The organism is Pseudomonas sp. MUP55, from assembly GCF_034043515.1.
Lineage (GTDB): Bacteria > Pseudomonadota > Gammaproteobacteria > Pseudomonadales > Pseudomonadaceae > Aquipseudomonas.
In genome coordinates this window covers 1,598,511-1,611,508 of sequence record NZ_CP138214.1, presented here as the reverse complement: position 1 = coordinate 1,611,508, position 12,998 = coordinate 1,598,511, and the positions used below count along the sequence as shown (strand labels likewise).

At 59.8% G+C, this 12,998-nt stretch carries 17 protein-coding genes and 1 tRNA gene; 12 read left to right on the top strand and 6 right to left on the bottom strand.

What is annotated here, in order from left to right; all coding sequences use genetic code 11:
- Nucleotides 1–83: 83 nt before the first annotated feature.
- Nucleotides 84–776 (bottom strand): uracil-DNA glycosylase, encoded by a 693-nt coding sequence (gene ung / locus SC318_RS07215; RefSeq protein WP_320430214.1) that lies wholly within the window; start codon nt 774–776, stop codon nt 84–86.
- A 133-nt stretch (nt 777–909) separates the two neighbouring features.
- Here ung and SC318_RS07210 point away from each other — a divergent pair, with 133 nt between their 5' ends.
- Entirely contained in the window at nt 910–2,022 is a 1,113-nt protein-coding gene (locus tag SC318_RS07210) for an enoyl-CoA hydratase/isomerase DspII (protein ID WP_320430213.1), read from the top strand.
- Nucleotides 2,023–2,026: 4 nt separating this feature from the next.
- Here the strand turns inward: SC318_RS07210 and SC318_RS07205 are convergent, their stop codons facing one another.
- Together SC318_RS07205 and SC318_RS07200 are read right to left on the bottom strand one after the other, a co-directional pair.
- Entirely contained in the window at nt 2,027–2,461 is a 435-nt protein-coding gene (locus tag SC318_RS07205; protein WP_320430212.1) for a DUF3757 domain-containing protein, read from the bottom strand.
- Between the two features lie 146 nt (nt 2,462–2,607).
- Nucleotides 2,608–2,961 (bottom strand): hypothetical protein, encoded by a 354-nt coding sequence (locus SC318_RS07200; protein ID WP_320430211.1) that lies wholly within the window; start codon nt 2,959–2,961, stop codon nt 2,608–2,610.
- Between the two features lie 297 nt (nt 2,962–3,258).
- Here SC318_RS07200 and SC318_RS07195 point away from each other — a divergent pair, with 297 nt between their 5' ends.
- The 11 genes from SC318_RS07195 to SC318_RS07145 all read left to right on the top strand — a co-directional run bounded on the left by SC318_RS07195 (nt 3,259) and on the right by SC318_RS07145 (nt 10,770).
- Nucleotides 3,259–4,881, top strand: coding sequence for a methyl-accepting chemotaxis protein (locus SC318_RS07195; protein ID WP_320430210.1), 1,623 nt, complete (start codon nt 3,259–3,261; stop codon nt 4,879–4,881).
- Between the two features lie 68 nt (nt 4,882–4,949).
- Complete coding sequence (locus SC318_RS07190; RefSeq protein WP_306492017.1) at nt 4,950–5,162, top strand: cysteine-rich CWC family protein; 213 nt, start codon at nt 4,950–4,952, stop codon at nt 5,160–5,162.
- Nucleotides 5,152–5,844 carry a pseudouridine synthase gene (locus SC318_RS07185; RefSeq protein WP_320430209.1) on the top strand — a complete coding sequence of 231 codons (693 nt, stop codon included), beginning with the start codon at nt 5,152–5,154 and terminating at the stop codon, nt 5,842–5,844. The genes SC318_RS07190 and SC318_RS07185 overlap by 11 nt, the downstream gene beginning before the upstream one ends.
- 304 nt (nt 5,845–6,148) lie before the next feature.
- On the top strand, nt 6,149–7,033 hold the full coding sequence (locus SC318_RS07180; protein WP_320430208.1) for an alpha/beta fold hydrolase: 885 nt from the start codon (nt 6,149–6,151) through the stop codon (nt 7,031–7,033).
- A 134-nt stretch (nt 7,034–7,167) separates the two neighbouring features.
- A tRNA-Gly gene (locus SC318_RS07175) sits at nt 7,168–7,241 on the top strand.
- Between the two features lie 282 nt (nt 7,242–7,523).
- Entirely contained in the window at nt 7,524–8,258 is a 735-nt protein-coding gene (locus SC318_RS07170; protein ID WP_320430207.1) for a hypothetical protein, read from the top strand.
- Nucleotides 8,259–8,374: 116 nt separating this feature from the next.
- Nucleotides 8,375–8,899 (top strand): DUF3833 domain-containing protein, encoded by a 525-nt coding sequence (locus tag SC318_RS07165; protein ID WP_320430206.1) that lies wholly within the window; start codon nt 8,375–8,377, stop codon nt 8,897–8,899.
- Between the two features lie 22 nt (nt 8,900–8,921).
- Nucleotides 8,922–9,227 (top strand): DUF6482 family protein, encoded by a 306-nt coding sequence (locus SC318_RS07160; protein WP_320430205.1) that lies wholly within the window; start codon nt 8,922–8,924, stop codon nt 9,225–9,227.
- Nucleotides 9,228–9,296: 69 nt separating this feature from the next.
- Nucleotides 9,297–9,629: a hypothetical protein gene (locus SC318_RS07155; RefSeq protein WP_320430204.1), complete on the top strand. Its 333-nt coding sequence runs from the start codon at nt 9,297–9,299 to the stop codon at nt 9,627–9,629.
- A 102-nt stretch (nt 9,630–9,731) separates the two neighbouring features.
- On the top strand, nt 9,732–10,232 hold the full coding sequence (locus tag SC318_RS07150) for a methylated-DNA--[protein]-cysteine S-methyltransferase (protein ID WP_320430203.1): 501 nt from the start codon (nt 9,732–9,734) through the stop codon (nt 10,230–10,232).
- Nucleotides 10,233–10,347: 115 nt separating this feature from the next.
- Nucleotides 10,348–10,770, top strand: coding sequence for a low affinity iron permease family protein (locus SC318_RS07145; RefSeq protein WP_306492012.1), 423 nt, complete (start codon nt 10,348–10,350; stop codon nt 10,768–10,770).
- Nucleotides 10,771–10,823: 53 nt separating this feature from the next.
- On the opposite strand, the gene SC318_RS07140 is transcribed toward SC318_RS07145, so the two are convergent.
- From SC318_RS07140 to SC318_RS07130, 3 genes are all read right to left on the bottom strand, one after another.
- Nucleotides 10,824–11,351: a DUF4142 domain-containing protein gene (locus SC318_RS07140; RefSeq protein ID WP_306492011.1), complete on the bottom strand. Its 528-nt coding sequence runs from the start codon at nt 11,349–11,351 to the stop codon at nt 10,824–10,826.
- A gap of 250 nt (nt 11,352–11,601) precedes the next feature.
- On the bottom strand, nt 11,602–12,012 hold the full coding sequence (fos, locus tag SC318_RS07135) for a fosfomycin resistance glutathione transferase (RefSeq protein WP_320430202.1): 411 nt from the start codon (nt 12,010–12,012) through the stop codon (nt 11,602–11,604).
- 10 nt (nt 12,013–12,022) lie between these two features.
- Nucleotides 12,023–12,940 (bottom strand): LysR substrate-binding domain-containing protein, encoded by a 918-nt coding sequence (locus SC318_RS07130; protein ID WP_413817614.1) that lies wholly within the window; start codon nt 12,938–12,940, stop codon nt 12,023–12,025.
- Between the last annotated feature and the right edge of the window lie 58 nt (nt 12,941–12,998).

Genomic DNA, 12,998 nt, shown 5'->3' with positions numbered 1-12,998 from the left:
ACTGTCAGAACTAACAGGTAGGCCCTTCCAGGGAGCATTGCGCCCCAGGAAAACTCACCGTCAGACTTCGCTTAAGCCAGCGCTCAGACGGATGGCAAGGCCCACTTGATTGGTGTCTCACCACTCTGCTCAAGAAACTTGTTGGCCCTGCTGAAATGCCCGCAGCCAATAAACCCCCGGTACGCCGACAACGGCGACGGGTGCACCGACGTCAGCACCAGATGTTTGGTCGCATCGATCAGCTTCTGCTTGCTCTGGGCATGGGCACCCCATAACAGAAACACCAGATGTGGCTGATGCTCGCTGACCACCTCGATGACCCGGTCGGTAAAGAACTGCCAGCCCTTGCCCGCATGGGCATTGGCATTGGCGCGCTCCACGGTCATGGTGGTGTTGAGCATCAGCACGCCCTGCTCGGCCCAGCTTTGCAGGTAGCCGTGGTTGGGGATGTCGATGTTCAGGTCACGCTTGAGCTCTTTATAGATATTGACCAGCGACGGCGGCGTCGGCACGCCAGGCTGTACCGAGAAGCACAGGCCGTGGGCCTGGCCAGGGCCGTGGTACGGGTCCTGGCCGAGGATCACCACCTTGACCTTGTCCAGCGGCGTCGAGTTGAGGGCATTGAAAATCAACGGGCCGGGCGGGTAGATCTCCTTGCCGGCCGCATGTTCCTGGCGCAGAAACTCGCGCAATTGGGCCATGTAGGGCTTCTCGAACTCATCGCGCAGGGCGTGTTTCCAGCTGGGTTCGAGTTTGATACGGTCGCCTTCGGTCATGGTGGGTCATCATGTAAAAAGAATGGGCGCACCCTAGGAAAGCCGACCCCGCTTGTCAATTGATCCGACACATCAGCGGCAGTTTCCCGCCAAGCGATCATACTGATCCTTCACCTTCTCGACTGAGGTCCCAATGAACCTGCACTTCGAAGAGCTGACCGGCAGTGGTGGCGCCCGCGTCGGCGTCGCCAGCCTCGACGCTGAAAAGTCCCTCAACGCCCTCTCCCTGCCGATGATCCAGGCCTTGAGCGAACGCCTGGATGCCTGGGCCAAGGATCCGAACATTGTCTGCGTACTGCTGCGCGGCAACGGCGCCAAGGCCTTTTGCGCCGGTGGCGAAGTCCGCAGCCTGGCGCAGGCCTGTCGCGAACAACCCGGTGAAGTGCCCGCCCTGGCCGCGCAATTCTTTGCTGCGGAGTATCGCCTCGATTATCGCCTGTATACCTACCCCAAACCGCTGATCTGTTGGGGCCACGGCTATGTACTGGGCGGCGGCATGGGGCTGCTGCAAAGCGCGTCCGTGCGAATCGTGACGCCGACCAGTCGTCTGGCGATGCCGGAAATCAGTATCGGCCTGTACCCGGATGTGGGCGCCAGCTGGTTCCTGTCGCGCCTGCCCGGCAAGCTCGGGTTGTTCCTGGGTCTGACCGGCGCCCATATCAATGGTCGCGACGCCCTGGACCTGGGCCTGGCCGACCGCTTCCTGCGCGATGACCAGCAAGACGAATTGCTCGACGGCCTGCTGCAGTTGAACTGGCAGGAACAGACCGCGATGCAGCTCAACAGCTTGCTCAAGGCCCTGGCCCAGGAAGCCGTCGACCAGCAACCCGAAGCGCAATGGCTGCCACGCCGCAAGCAGATCGACGACTGGCTGGATGTGGGTGACGTACGCTGCGCCTGGCGTGCATTGGCGCTGCTGCGTGATCACGCTGATCCGCTGCTGGCTCGCGCCGGCAAGACCCTCAGCGAAGGCTGCCCACTGACCGCCCATCTGGTGTGGGAGCAAATCCGGCGGGCTCGCCACCTGTCTTTGGCCCAGGTGTTCCAGATGGAGTACACCCTGAGCCTCAATTGCTGCCGCCATCCGGAATTCGCCGAAGGGGTACGGGCGCGGTTGATCGACAAGGACCAGACACCGCACTGGCATTGGCCGGACATCAACACGGTTCCAGAGGCGGTGGTGCAGGCGCATTTCGATAAAGCCTGGGAGGGTAGGAATCCTCTGGCAGACTTGTCCGATTATTGACAGTTCATAGGCGCGAATCGTTGACCGTGAATGCGCAGTTATCCGGCTGATTGTCCTGGCACACATAAACCGGCTGATCGAATGAACTCTCGCCGAGCGCCCAATGCAAACTATCGGTCAGCGACATGCTGTTCACACCGCGAGATAAGCACGGGCGCAGGACAACCAGCTCTTCACGGTGGTTTTTATAAACACACCTTTCCACGTAGCCGACTTTCCGATCAGCCCCCTTCTCTGGCGCGAACACAGCGCCAAGAAAGCCGTTTATGTATTCGTTAGGGTCAATCTTGGGTCCTTGCCAGAGCACTCCATCACGCTGGTATTGAAAGTAGCCATTGACGTTGCGGATCATGGATTTGTCCGGACAAAACTGCTTCGCACACACTTGGTCGATGACGCAGCCGAACAATAAAAGCGCACAAATAAGGTGTTTGGACATAGAAGGCTCCCTTCGACAGGCACACCGTGTTTTGCGCAGTGAAATACATCTTGAGCCGCAAAGATAGCTGTTAAATCTGACAGTATCTAAAAATAACAGACGAAAAAAAGCGGCGCATCATGCGCCGCTGGGTACAAAGCCTTTCTTCAGCGGTGGCCACCATGCCCACCGCCACGCTCGCCGCCCCGTCCGTGACCGCCATTGCCCCAGCGATCTCCTCCCCAACCCTGGTTCGGATACGACCGGTAGGCAGACCTTGGGTAATAACGTGGCGCGGGTTGGTAATAACGCGGCGCCGAGTAGTAGCGCGGGGCCGGATAGTAACGCGGCGCCGGCGTGTAGTAGCTGCGCCCGTAATAGCGAGGGCCGCCGTAGTAATAGGCAGGTGCCGGTGCGGTATACACCTCGGAGCGATAGTAAGAGGCGCCTCCATCGTAGTAGGGCACGCAGGCTGAAAGGGTCAGGCCGAGTAATGCAGTGAGCAGCAGTCGTCGATACATGGCGGCCTCCTGGACCGCGGAAGAGCACCTCCAGCGACGCTGGAGAGCGGCATTCAGCTTGCACCGAATGATGAAATATCTGACATCAAAAACAACATCTGGTGCGTTTTAGTAACAACTTGATACATCAACGCGCAGGCCCGCTCACATAGCCCTAGGCGCCAACGCGGGCTGTATCGTTTCAGTCATTTTCGTTGAGGAGAAACTTTGCCGGCCCGGATGATGTCATTGTGATACTGCACAATGCCAGGGAGGCCCTAGTGTGCCCTTCCCGCTCCCTATCGTCGGATTCGCGCCATGAAAATCTCCGCCAAACTGCTGCTCTCATTTTTCCTGTGTGCCATGGTCACCCTAGGGGTGGGCCTGCTGGGCATCAAAGGGGTTGTCCGGCTCTCTACAGCCCTGGAATCCACGTTTTCCAACAACTTGGTGTCCGTGGGCAACACTGGCGCCACCCTCAACGGCGTGGTCGCCCACAACCGAGGCTTGTACCGGTTACTGGATGCCGATAACGGCCACGTCAGCCAGCAAGACCGCGACCGTGTGCGCCAGGACATCGCCAACGAACTCAAGCGCAGCCAGACGGCATACGCGGCCTACCGCGCAACGCCACTGGAAGAGGACGAACGAGCGGCGGGTGACAAGTTCGACCAAATCTGGCCGACTTACCTCAGCAGCTCGGAACGTGTCCTGACGATGCTCGACAAGGGCCAGGTCGACCAGGCCCGTGCGGAACTCAACACCACCAACAATGAACTGTTCCGCCAGGCCCGCGAACTGATCCGCATCATAGTCGACTCCAACAGCCGCCAGATCAACGAAGGCGCAGTCGCCGCCCAGGCACTGCGCAACAGTGCGCTTACCTGGATGATCAGCGGCATCGTTCTGGCCTTCATCATCGCCCTCATCGTCGGCACCCTGATTACGCGACTGATCACGCGCCCCATCGCCCAGGCCGTAACAAGCGCACAACGCATCGCCGGGGGCGACCTGACCCAGGCCATTACCACTGAGCGCACCGATGAAGCCGGGCAATTGCTGATGGCACTGTCAGACATGCAGGGTGGCTTGAAGCATACCCTGCTGGAGATCGCCAACGCCTCCGATCAACTGGCTTCCGCGGCCGAGGAGCTCAGCGCGGTGACTGAAGAAAGCACCCGCGGCCTGACCCGTCAGAATGACGAAATTCAACAAGCCGCCACGGCGGTGAACCAGATGACCGCAGCCGTCGACGAAGTGGCCGGCAACGCTGTGTCTACCTCGCAAGCATCAAACCAGGCCACCACCGAAGCCGAGGAGGGTCGAGCGCAAGTGGCACAGGCCGTCTCCGGCATGAATTCGATGGTGGTGGAGATCACCGATTCGACGCAGTCGGTGGAGGGTCTTGCCAACCAGGTACGTGAGATCGGCAAGGTGATCGATGTCATTCGTGGGATAGCCGACCAAACCAACCTGCTGGCCCTGAACGCCGCGATCGAGGCGGCCCGTGCAGGTGAGCAGGGGCGCGGGTTCGCGGTGGTCGCCGATGAAGTTCGGGCACTGGCCCATCGTACCCAGGTGTCCACAGTGGACATTGAAAAAATGATCGGTAACGTGCAGATCGGTGCCGACGAAGCTGTCGCCGCGATGAACAAGAGCCTGAACTGGGCCAATAACACCCAGGCGATGGCGCAGAACGCCGGCCAAGCGCTGGAACGTATCACCGCCAGCGTGGCGATGATCAACGAACGCAACCTGGTGATCGCTTCCGCGTCGGAGGAACAGGCCCAGGTTGCACGTGAAGTCGACCGCAACCTGCTCAATATCCAGGACCTGTCGACCCAGACCGCCGCCGGCGCGCATCAAACCAACGCCTCAAGTCAGGACCTGTCGCGCCTGGCTACCTCGTTCAGCGTGCTGGTCAGCAAGTTCAAACTGTAAGTAGCCCGCCGCAGGTCGGCGCTGTATCGTGCAAGGCCACGCACCTTCCGATACAGCCCGACCCTGCCATGACCACACCCACGCTTTGCCCCGCCTGCGGCGCCGTCAACGACTGCACCCTGGCCGACCCACGTACGGCTGACCGGGCGTGCTGGTGCTTCAGTGTCAGCATCGACCCGGCGGTACTTCAGGCGCTACCTGACGAACTGCGTAATAAGGCCTGCCTGTGCCCGCGTTGCGCCCAAGTGGACGAGCAGTTGCGAACCCCTGATGCGCGTTGATCGGTTTCTCAGCAACCTGCCGCGATTCAATCGCAAGCAGGTACGGCTGCTGTTGGTGGAGCGCCGCGTCAGCGTTGACGGTGTGACAGTCAGTGATCCCCACCATGAAGTACGTGCGTTCAGCCGGGTGTGCGTGGATGGCGAAATGCTGCAGGCCGGCACACCGGCGCGCTATTTCATGCTGCATAAGCCACAAGGCTGCGTCAGCGCCACCTCGGATCCGCAACACCCTACCGTGCTCGACCTGCTCGATGAGCCGGACAAACACACGCTGCATATTGCGGGGCGTCTGGATTACAACACCACCGGGCTGATGTTGATCACCAACGATGGGCAGTGGTCGCGGCGCCTGACCCAACCGTCCACCAAGCTGCCCAAGGTCTACCGCGTGGAAACAGAGCAGCCAATCGGCCCCGAGTACGCAGAGACCTTCAAGGCTGGCCTGTACTTCGCATTCGAAGACCTCACCACCCAACCCGCCGAACTGGCATTACTGGGGCCGAACACAGCGCGGTTGAGCATCATCGAAGGCCGTTATCACCAGGTCAAACGCATGTTCGGGCACTTCGATAACAAGGTGATCGCGTTGCATCGTGAGCGCATGGGGCCGTTGCAGCTGGATACGACCCTTGCGCCAGGTGAGTACCGAGCCCTGACTGACGAGGAAATCCGGCAAGTCTGACGACCGTTCAGCCGCTGGCAGCGAAAACCCAGCCAAGCAGCTTGCGGCCTGCCGAGTCTGTGCTTGAATCAACTTCAACCGTTCAGCCATGACCGGCGAGTCACCTATAACCTCCAAGAAACACCTTGCCTCGCCCGCGCTTGATCAACGGGCTTTCCCGGCAAACCACCCGCCCTGACAACCGCTGTCGGCCTGCCGCAATCGGACCGACATGGGCGCTCATCTTCCAGGCGTATGCCTACCTGTCATAAAGCTCGTGCAAAGTTGTTTGCGCGCCCTACCCGCTTGCCAGGAGTCTTACGACATGAGGCCAGAAATCGCTGTGTTGGATATACAGGGTCAGTACCGGGTTTACACGGAGTTTTATCGCGCGGATACAGCTGAAAAGACCATCATTCTGGTCAACGGCTCGATGGCCACCACCGCCTCTTTCTCCCAGACCGTGAAAGGCCTGTACCCGCAGTTCAATGTGGTGCTGTACGACCAACCCTACGCCGGCCGTTCCAAGATCCACAACCGCCACGAGCGGATGCTGACCAAGGAAGTCGAAGGCCAGATCCTGCTGGAGCTGATCGACCGCTTTGCCGCCGAGCACGTGCTGTCCTTTTCGTGGGGCGGTGCCGCCACGCTGCTCGCCCTTGCCCAACGCCCGCAACGCGTTGAGAAGGCCGTGATCAGTTCATTCTCTCCAGTGATCAACGCGCCCATGCGTGACTACCTCGAACGCGGCGTCGACTACCTCGGCAACCTCGACCGCGACCGCGTCGGCCATCTGGTCAACAGCACCATCGGCAAACACCTGCCGTCACTGTTCAAGCGTTTCAACTACAAGCACGTGAGCAGCCTGGCCGAGCACGAATACGGGCAGATGCACTTCCACATCAGCCACGTGCTCAACAGCGACCGGTTGTGCTACCTCAATGCGGCCAGGCAGATCGACATTCCGGTGCTGTTCGTCAACGGCGAGTGGGACGAGTACACCAGCGCCGAGGATGCCAGGCTGTTTGGGCAGCACATCACCCACAGCAGCTTCAGCACTGTCCAGGCCACGGGGCATTTCCTGGACATGGAGCACAAAGCCGCGTGCCGGGACAGTCGGGAGGCGGTGGTGGGTTTCTTGAAGGGGCAGCGACCGGTGAGTCGGTTACGCTATCAACTCGGTCAGACGCAACATGCATTTGCGGTCTGAAGTGAGGCCCACTGTAGGAGCAGGTTCCTGCAGTGGCGCCGCTTATCGGCGGAGGGTGCGGGCGCAACTTGCGATTTTTTCGAAGAAAAACTTCAAATCCAGGTGAACATCTGGTACAAAGTCAGCCGCTTTGAGCGGGTATAGTTTAGTGGTAAAACGAAAGCTTCCCAAGCTTTAGTTGAGGGTTCGATTCCCTCTACCCGCTCCACTCATATTGGCTCTCCTGTCACGCCCTGGCGGACACGGGATGCATAAAAAACCGACCCTGGTGGCTGATGCCGATGACTTGAGCGTTTTCGCTTGATCTTCGGTCGCAAGAAATCAAATCCGATGCCTGTAGGGGCGTCGGATTTTTTTATGGGTCTCGCTCGGGCATGGAAACGGCCCCACGACATCGCCCGGCAACGCCGCGCTCCATCGTGGGCATTCGCCTGCGAGCTGTTTTTTCTTTAGTCTGCTCGATCGTTTTCCAATTTCGCAAAGGGCCACCATGCGCCTATCACTTATCCCGTGCCTGATCCTGATGGGCGGTTGCGCTCACACCCCGCCAACAGCCGACATCAACGGTCTCTGGATCAACCAGGCAGCCATTGATTCCGCAGCCCAGGGCAGGCCCCTGTCGCGAGCACTTGCCACTCACGGCCCTAATCTGGAATGGAACATCGACACCCAGAATGGCAAGGCGCAATTTAGCAATGGGTTCGAACTGGGCGAGGGTCATTTGCTGCAAAAGGCGCCCGGCGTATGGTCCGTTGATTATGACGGCGACAGCAGCGACGAACTTCGGTCAGATCCCAGGCAATTGCTCCAACAGGCTGGAAAATACACCCCAGCGCAAGTATTCCGCCGCCCTCTCCTACCAGCCGCACCAGCCACGAAATGGGGCACGACCTTCAGACAAGCGCTGAACGCAGCCTATATGAGTGGCCGCTGGAAAATCGTTGAGGGCCAGGGCGCCGGCAACTTCGTGGAATTCAGGGCGGACGGCAGTGTGTCTGGGCTGGCGAACAAGGACCGGTACGAGTTATGCCTGGGAGGCGATTGCGCCACTCAGGGCGCAGGTAATGACACCCTCTACCTAGGCATGGGGGACGTGGGAGAAGAATGGATTTTCGTCCGCTACGGCAACCAACTGGAGTTTCTCCAAGCGCTCAACCTGTCCCAACCTGACGAAATTCCCCAGCTCACCCCAGGCTCACGTCAGTGGTTGTTGGAAAAACAGTGACGCCCGTAGCGCGTGTCTCCTCGCCGGCCCCATAAATCTGTACAAAAATATAATTATGTACAAGTATCAGCATTTGAGCGCGGGCATAACGACTGGCGCGATCAGGGAGCAGGGCCATGCCACGTCTTCTGGCTTCACTGTTCTTGATGCTGAGCTTGTGCAGTTGCACCGGCGTCGGCGTCGAGCACTACGCCGACCAGCAACCGACACTGGACCTGGAGCGCTTCTTCAGCAAACCGGTCAAGGCCTGGGGCATTTTCGAAAAGCGTTCCGGCGAAGTGGCCAAGCGCTTTGAAGTGGATATTGCCAGCCGGCGCGAGGGCAACAATCTGATTCTCGACGAACGCTTCCTGTACAGCGACGGCACGCGTCAGCGTCGGGTATGGACGCTCACGCCCGATGGCCCGCATCGCTGGCGTGGGCGGGCCGGCGACGTGGTGGGCGAGGCCATCGGCGAAGTGGCCGGCAACGCGCTGCGGTGGCGCTACCGGCTCAACCTGCCGGTAGACGGTTCGGTGTACGAAGTCAGCTTTGACGACTGGATGTACCTGATGGACGAAGACACTTTGATCAACCGTTCGAGCATGTCCAAGTTCGGCGTCGAATGGGGTCAGGTCACGTTGTTTTTTCGGCGTCAATAAACACCTGAATGAGGGTCGAGTCATGAACGTGCAAATGCTGACCGAGCTGGCCGTGAAGGGACACATCACCGAGCTGCAGTTGCTTTCGCTGGAGGGCGGCTTCTATCTGGCGCGGGTCAGGCTGGACAGCGTCGAGAAGACGCTGCTGGGCGATGATCAACAGCCGCTGCGCATCCGCTCCACCACTCACTTGCGCGACCTGCTACATGGCTTGCCCGCGTTTCCCTGCGTGCTGGTGCAACACAGCGTGCATGATGAGATGTGCGGGGTCCGCGAAGGGCCTATTGGTGGGTTGCGCATTCCGTTTTCGCTGAACACCGTACTTTAGCGCTGCGCCTGTTTCTGGTTACTATCCCCCCTGATCGTTCTCCGCCCCCGCGACATCAGGAATAGCACAATGTCTGAGCCTTACCCACACACGCCGAAACCCATCCTGCTCCAGGTGATCGGTTGGGTGGTGATTCTGCCGCTGTTGGTTTCTTGGGTGAGACTGCCATTGGGCGTGGGCCAAGGGCTGGCGCTCGGGGCAATCGCTGCGTCGGCCTATGGGGTGGTGTTTGCCCGTCGTCACGCCAGCCGACACGTGACGCTGTTCGCGCTGGTTGTCACCTTGCTTAACGTTGTGTCGTTGGTAATGCTCAGTACAGCGTCCGTGCTGATGGCGCTCTATTATTGTGTGCGGTTCTTTGGGTATCCGTACTTAAGCCACTGGCTCTACGGCAACGTCTAGGCGGGCGACGAATTCGAGCGCAAGAAACGTAGTTTGCACAGACGCTAACGGGCCTAGAGTGGCGTCGTACGCTTTCATATTCCTTCGAGGATGAACCCGCTCATGCGCCATGAATACAAACTGATGCCCTCCCCTGTCGGCGAGCTCACCCTGGTGGCCCGCCAGGGCAAGCTAGGCGCCATCCTGTGGGAAACAGAGCGCGCCAACCGCGTGCGCCTGGGTGAACGGGTCGAGGCCAACCACAACCCGGTGTTAGTGGAAGCCGAACGTCAACTGACGGAATACTTCGCCGGAACACGCCGCCAGTTCGAGCTGGAGCTGGACTTCGCCGGCACCGACTTTCAGAAACAAGTCTGGCAGGCGTTGCTGACCATTCCCTTCGGCGAAACCCGCAGCTACAGCCAGATTGCCCAGCAGATCGGCAACCCGAAAGCCGTGCGCGCAGTCGGCGCAGCGAACGGACGCAATCCGATTTCGATCATCGCACCGTGTCACCGAGTGGTGGGGGCTTCGGGCGGGCTGACCGGATTCGCCGGAGGGCTTGAGGCTAAGCAGTATCTGTTGACGCTCGAAGACCGCAGTCAGGTAAAAATGTCGTTCTGACGGCGACACCGGGAGTAGGACTCAGAGTCTCTGGCCCAAAGAATAAGTTGTAAAAAGAAATTTCAGAGACAGCCTGCGGTCAGTATTTTCATCACCCCTTTTGAGGAAAACGGTCATGAAATTCTCCGCAGTCTCCCAAACCCTTTCGCGCTGGGCCGGGAGCCCCCGGACGTTCTACACGGCGGTGGCGTTGATCCTGGCCTGGAGCCTGAGCGGGCCGTACTTTCACTACAACGACACCTGGCAATTGATCATCAACACGTCGACCACCATCATCACCTTCCTGATGGTGTTCCTGATTCAGAACACCCAGAACCGCGACAATGACATCCTGCACATCAAGATCGACGAGTTGTTGCGTGTGTCCAAGGATGCGCAGAACGCCGTGTTGAGCCTCGACGGCCTGGACCGTAAAGAGCTTGAGAAACTGCGCCAGGAATATCGCGATATCGGCAAAGCCGGCGGCTTGAACCCCTACAGCAGCAGCGGCCCCGCCGCCGACGCTGCCCAGCACAAAACCGATTTGAACCAGGCATAAAAAAACGGCGGTTGGAGAGGATCCAACCGCCGTTTTCATGTCCAGCGACAGGGTCAACCGTCGCCTTGGTGCCCCTTGCCGTAGGTCGACGCCAGGGCGCGGGCTTTTTGCAGACGCTCCTCCAGCTTGGGCAGTGTTTCATCCACCAGTGCTTTTATCTCCGGCACTGACGACGCCGCACCTTCCTGCTTGAACAGGGCAATGGCGTCTTCACTTTCCTTGACCTGCTGCGCGGTATAGGCGGCGTCGAAAGAGTCGCCGTCTTTGAGTTCGGGCATCAGGGTTTCGGCTTTGTCCACGATCTTCTCGCGCGGGGCCACCGGCAAGTCGAGTTTTTTGGCAATAGCCGCCAAGTGCTGGTTGGCCAGGGTGCGCTCGTTGATCACCTCGATGGTGTAATCCTTGATTTCCTGGGACGAGGTCCTGGCGTGGGCCATGCGACTGGTTTCGATATCGGCCATGCCTTTGGCCGAAGCCTGCTCGATGAATTCGGCAGGCGTCTGGGCGAAAGCATTGCTGGCGCCGAGGCCCAGCAGCATCGCGAAACTGGCGGTGCGTAACCGGATAGCCATGCGGCTCATGATGAGTTCCTCCAGGGCAAAAATGAGTGCGAGGCAATTGCACCTCGCCCTGGATTCGAATTTTGCGGGCGGCAAAGGTTTAGAAAAAACTCTCCAGTGCGACGAACGGTCGTGGCCAAAACAGGCAGGCTTGTTGGCCGTACCGTTTGGCGATGAGGGTTTCGTGACGCTGATACCTCGTACGCGCACGCTGGGCGTCGCCCCCCCACCACCGATAGCCGTTCAAAGGCGCAGGGGCTGCCTTAACAGGCTAAGGATAAAACCTCATGCCGGCATAAGGCTTGGCGCGACAAGCCTGCAGCCGCGAGGCCAGGTCGCCCACATGAAGTTCGAGCTTATGGCCATCGGGGTCAAGAAAATAGAACGAGGCGCCTTCACTGCGGTTATCGCGCCACTCTTCCACACCAGCGTCCCGCAAGCGTGCGACCGCGCCTGCGAAATCATGCGCCTCGACGCTCCACGCATAGTGCGTGTAATCGGCTGCGGCAACCGGGTGACGCAGCGGGTCGCGAGATAGACATAACCACAGCCCAGGCAGCGAAAGGTAGGCGCCGTCATCCCAGGTGGCCTCAAGCCGAAACTGCAACCGCTCATGGTAAAAACGGATGCTGCATTGCAGATCGGTGACCGCCAGGGTCAGGTGGTTGAGACCTGAAAGCATCGTATTTTTCCTAGGGTTCATGACCAGACAGCACACCTTGCACCCGCCCACTCAACCACTGCAACCCTGCATCGCCACCGCGTCGCGCATGCCAGGCCAGTTCGAACGCAAATGAAGGAATATGAAACGGCGGTGGCACCGCAATCAGACGCGCATGATCAACATTCAGCAGGCCTCGGGACGAGACCGTCAGAATCAAATCCGTGCCCTGAATCAACCGCGGCGCCACGCCCCAGTGCGGCAGGCTGACGGCCACGTGCCGCCGCTCATGAATCGCGGCCAGCGCACGCTCGATTTCCGGCGTACCGCTGCCGCGCATTTCCAGCAGGACATGGGGGCGTGACAAGTAGGTGGGCAGGTCCAGCACACCCGTGGCCGGCAGGCTGTCGCGGTCGACCACGCAGGTGTAATGCTCTTCGAATAATGGTGCGGTGCGCAGTTCGGCGGGCAGGTCAGGGAAAACCCCGGCGGCCAGGTCCAGGTCGCCATTGAGCACGCCGTCGACCATGCCTTCGCGGCTGGCCTGGATGATCTGCAGGTCAATACCCGGCGCTTCATGGCGCAGCAGGCGCACCAATCCAGGCAGGAAAATCGCCGCGCCGTAGTCCGACATCGCCACGCGAAACCGACGCTTGGCCAAAGCCGGGTCAAAGCGGTTCGGCGCCAGCAATGCCTGCACCTGGGCCAGCGCCTCTGCCAACGGCGTGGCCAGCTCCAGCGCACGGGCGGTCGGTATCAGTGAGCCGCCCTGGCGCACCAGCAACGGATCACCCAGCAGGTCACGCAAGCGCGCCAGCGCATGGCTGACCGCCGGTTGGCTCAGGTGCAGCCGTTCGGCGGCGCGGGTGACGTGTTGCTCGCTGAGCAAAGCATCGAGCACCACCAGCAGGTTGAGGTCGATGCGCCTGAGATCATTCATCAGCTGCATGCTCGGCATAAGAACTTGGAATTTAAATTTGCGCGACGAATAACCTAGAGTCCAGCAA

Excerpts from the sequence above, each read along its gene's own strand:
- SC318_RS07170 (WP_320430207.1), top strand. The coding sequence starts at position 7,524 with ATGCGCCTATCACTTATCCCGTGCCTGATCCTGATGGGCGGTTGCGCT.
- SC318_RS07190 (WP_306492017.1), top strand. The coding sequence starts at position 4,950 with ATGACCACACCCACGCTTTGCCCCGCCTGCGGCGCCGTCAACGACTGC.
- SC318_RS07195 (WP_320430210.1), top strand. The coding sequence starts at position 3,259 with ATGAAAATCTCCGCCAAACTGCTGCTCTCATTTTTCCTGTGTGCCATG.
- SC318_RS07130 (WP_413817614.1), bottom strand. The coding sequence starts at position 12,940 with ATGCAGCTGATGAATGATCTCAGGCGCATCGACCTCAACCTGCTGGTG.
- SC318_RS07140 (WP_306492011.1), bottom strand. The coding sequence starts at position 11,351 with ATGAGCCGCATGGCTATCCGGTTACGCACCGCCAGTTTCGCGATGCTG.
- SC318_RS07210 (WP_320430213.1), top strand. The coding sequence starts at position 910 with ATGAACCTGCACTTCGAAGAGCTGACCGGCAGTGGTGGCGCCCGCGTC.
- ung (WP_320430214.1), bottom strand. The coding sequence starts at position 776 with ATGACCGAAGGCGACCGTATCAAACTCGAACCCAGCTGGAAACACGCC.
- SC318_RS07165 (WP_320430206.1), top strand. The coding sequence starts at position 8,375 with ATGCCACGTCTTCTGGCTTCACTGTTCTTGATGCTGAGCTTGTGCAGT.
- SC318_RS07160 (WP_320430205.1), top strand. The coding sequence starts at position 8,922 with ATGAACGTGCAAATGCTGACCGAGCTGGCCGTGAAGGGACACATCACC.
- fos (WP_320430202.1), bottom strand. The coding sequence starts at position 12,012 with ATGCTTTCAGGTCTCAACCACCTGACCCTGGCGGTCACCGATCTGCAA.
- SC318_RS07155 (WP_320430204.1), top strand. The coding sequence starts at position 9,297 with ATGTCTGAGCCTTACCCACACACGCCGAAACCCATCCTGCTCCAGGTG.
- SC318_RS07185 (WP_320430209.1), top strand. The coding sequence starts at position 5,152 with ATGCGCGTTGATCGGTTTCTCAGCAACCTGCCGCGATTCAATCGCAAG.
- SC318_RS07205 (WP_320430212.1), bottom strand. The coding sequence starts at position 2,461 with ATGTCCAAACACCTTATTTGTGCGCTTTTATTGTTCGGCTGCGTCATC.
- SC318_RS07150 (WP_320430203.1), top strand. The coding sequence starts at position 9,732 with ATGCGCCATGAATACAAACTGATGCCCTCCCCTGTCGGCGAGCTCACC.
- SC318_RS07200 (WP_320430211.1), bottom strand. The coding sequence starts at position 2,961 with ATGTATCGACGACTGCTGCTCACTGCATTACTCGGCCTGACCCTTTCA.
- SC318_RS07180 (WP_320430208.1), top strand. The coding sequence starts at position 6,149 with ATGAGGCCAGAAATCGCTGTGTTGGATATACAGGGTCAGTACCGGGTT.
- SC318_RS07145 (WP_306492012.1), top strand. The coding sequence starts at position 10,348 with ATGAAATTCTCCGCAGTCTCCCAAACCCTTTCGCGCTGGGCCGGGAGC.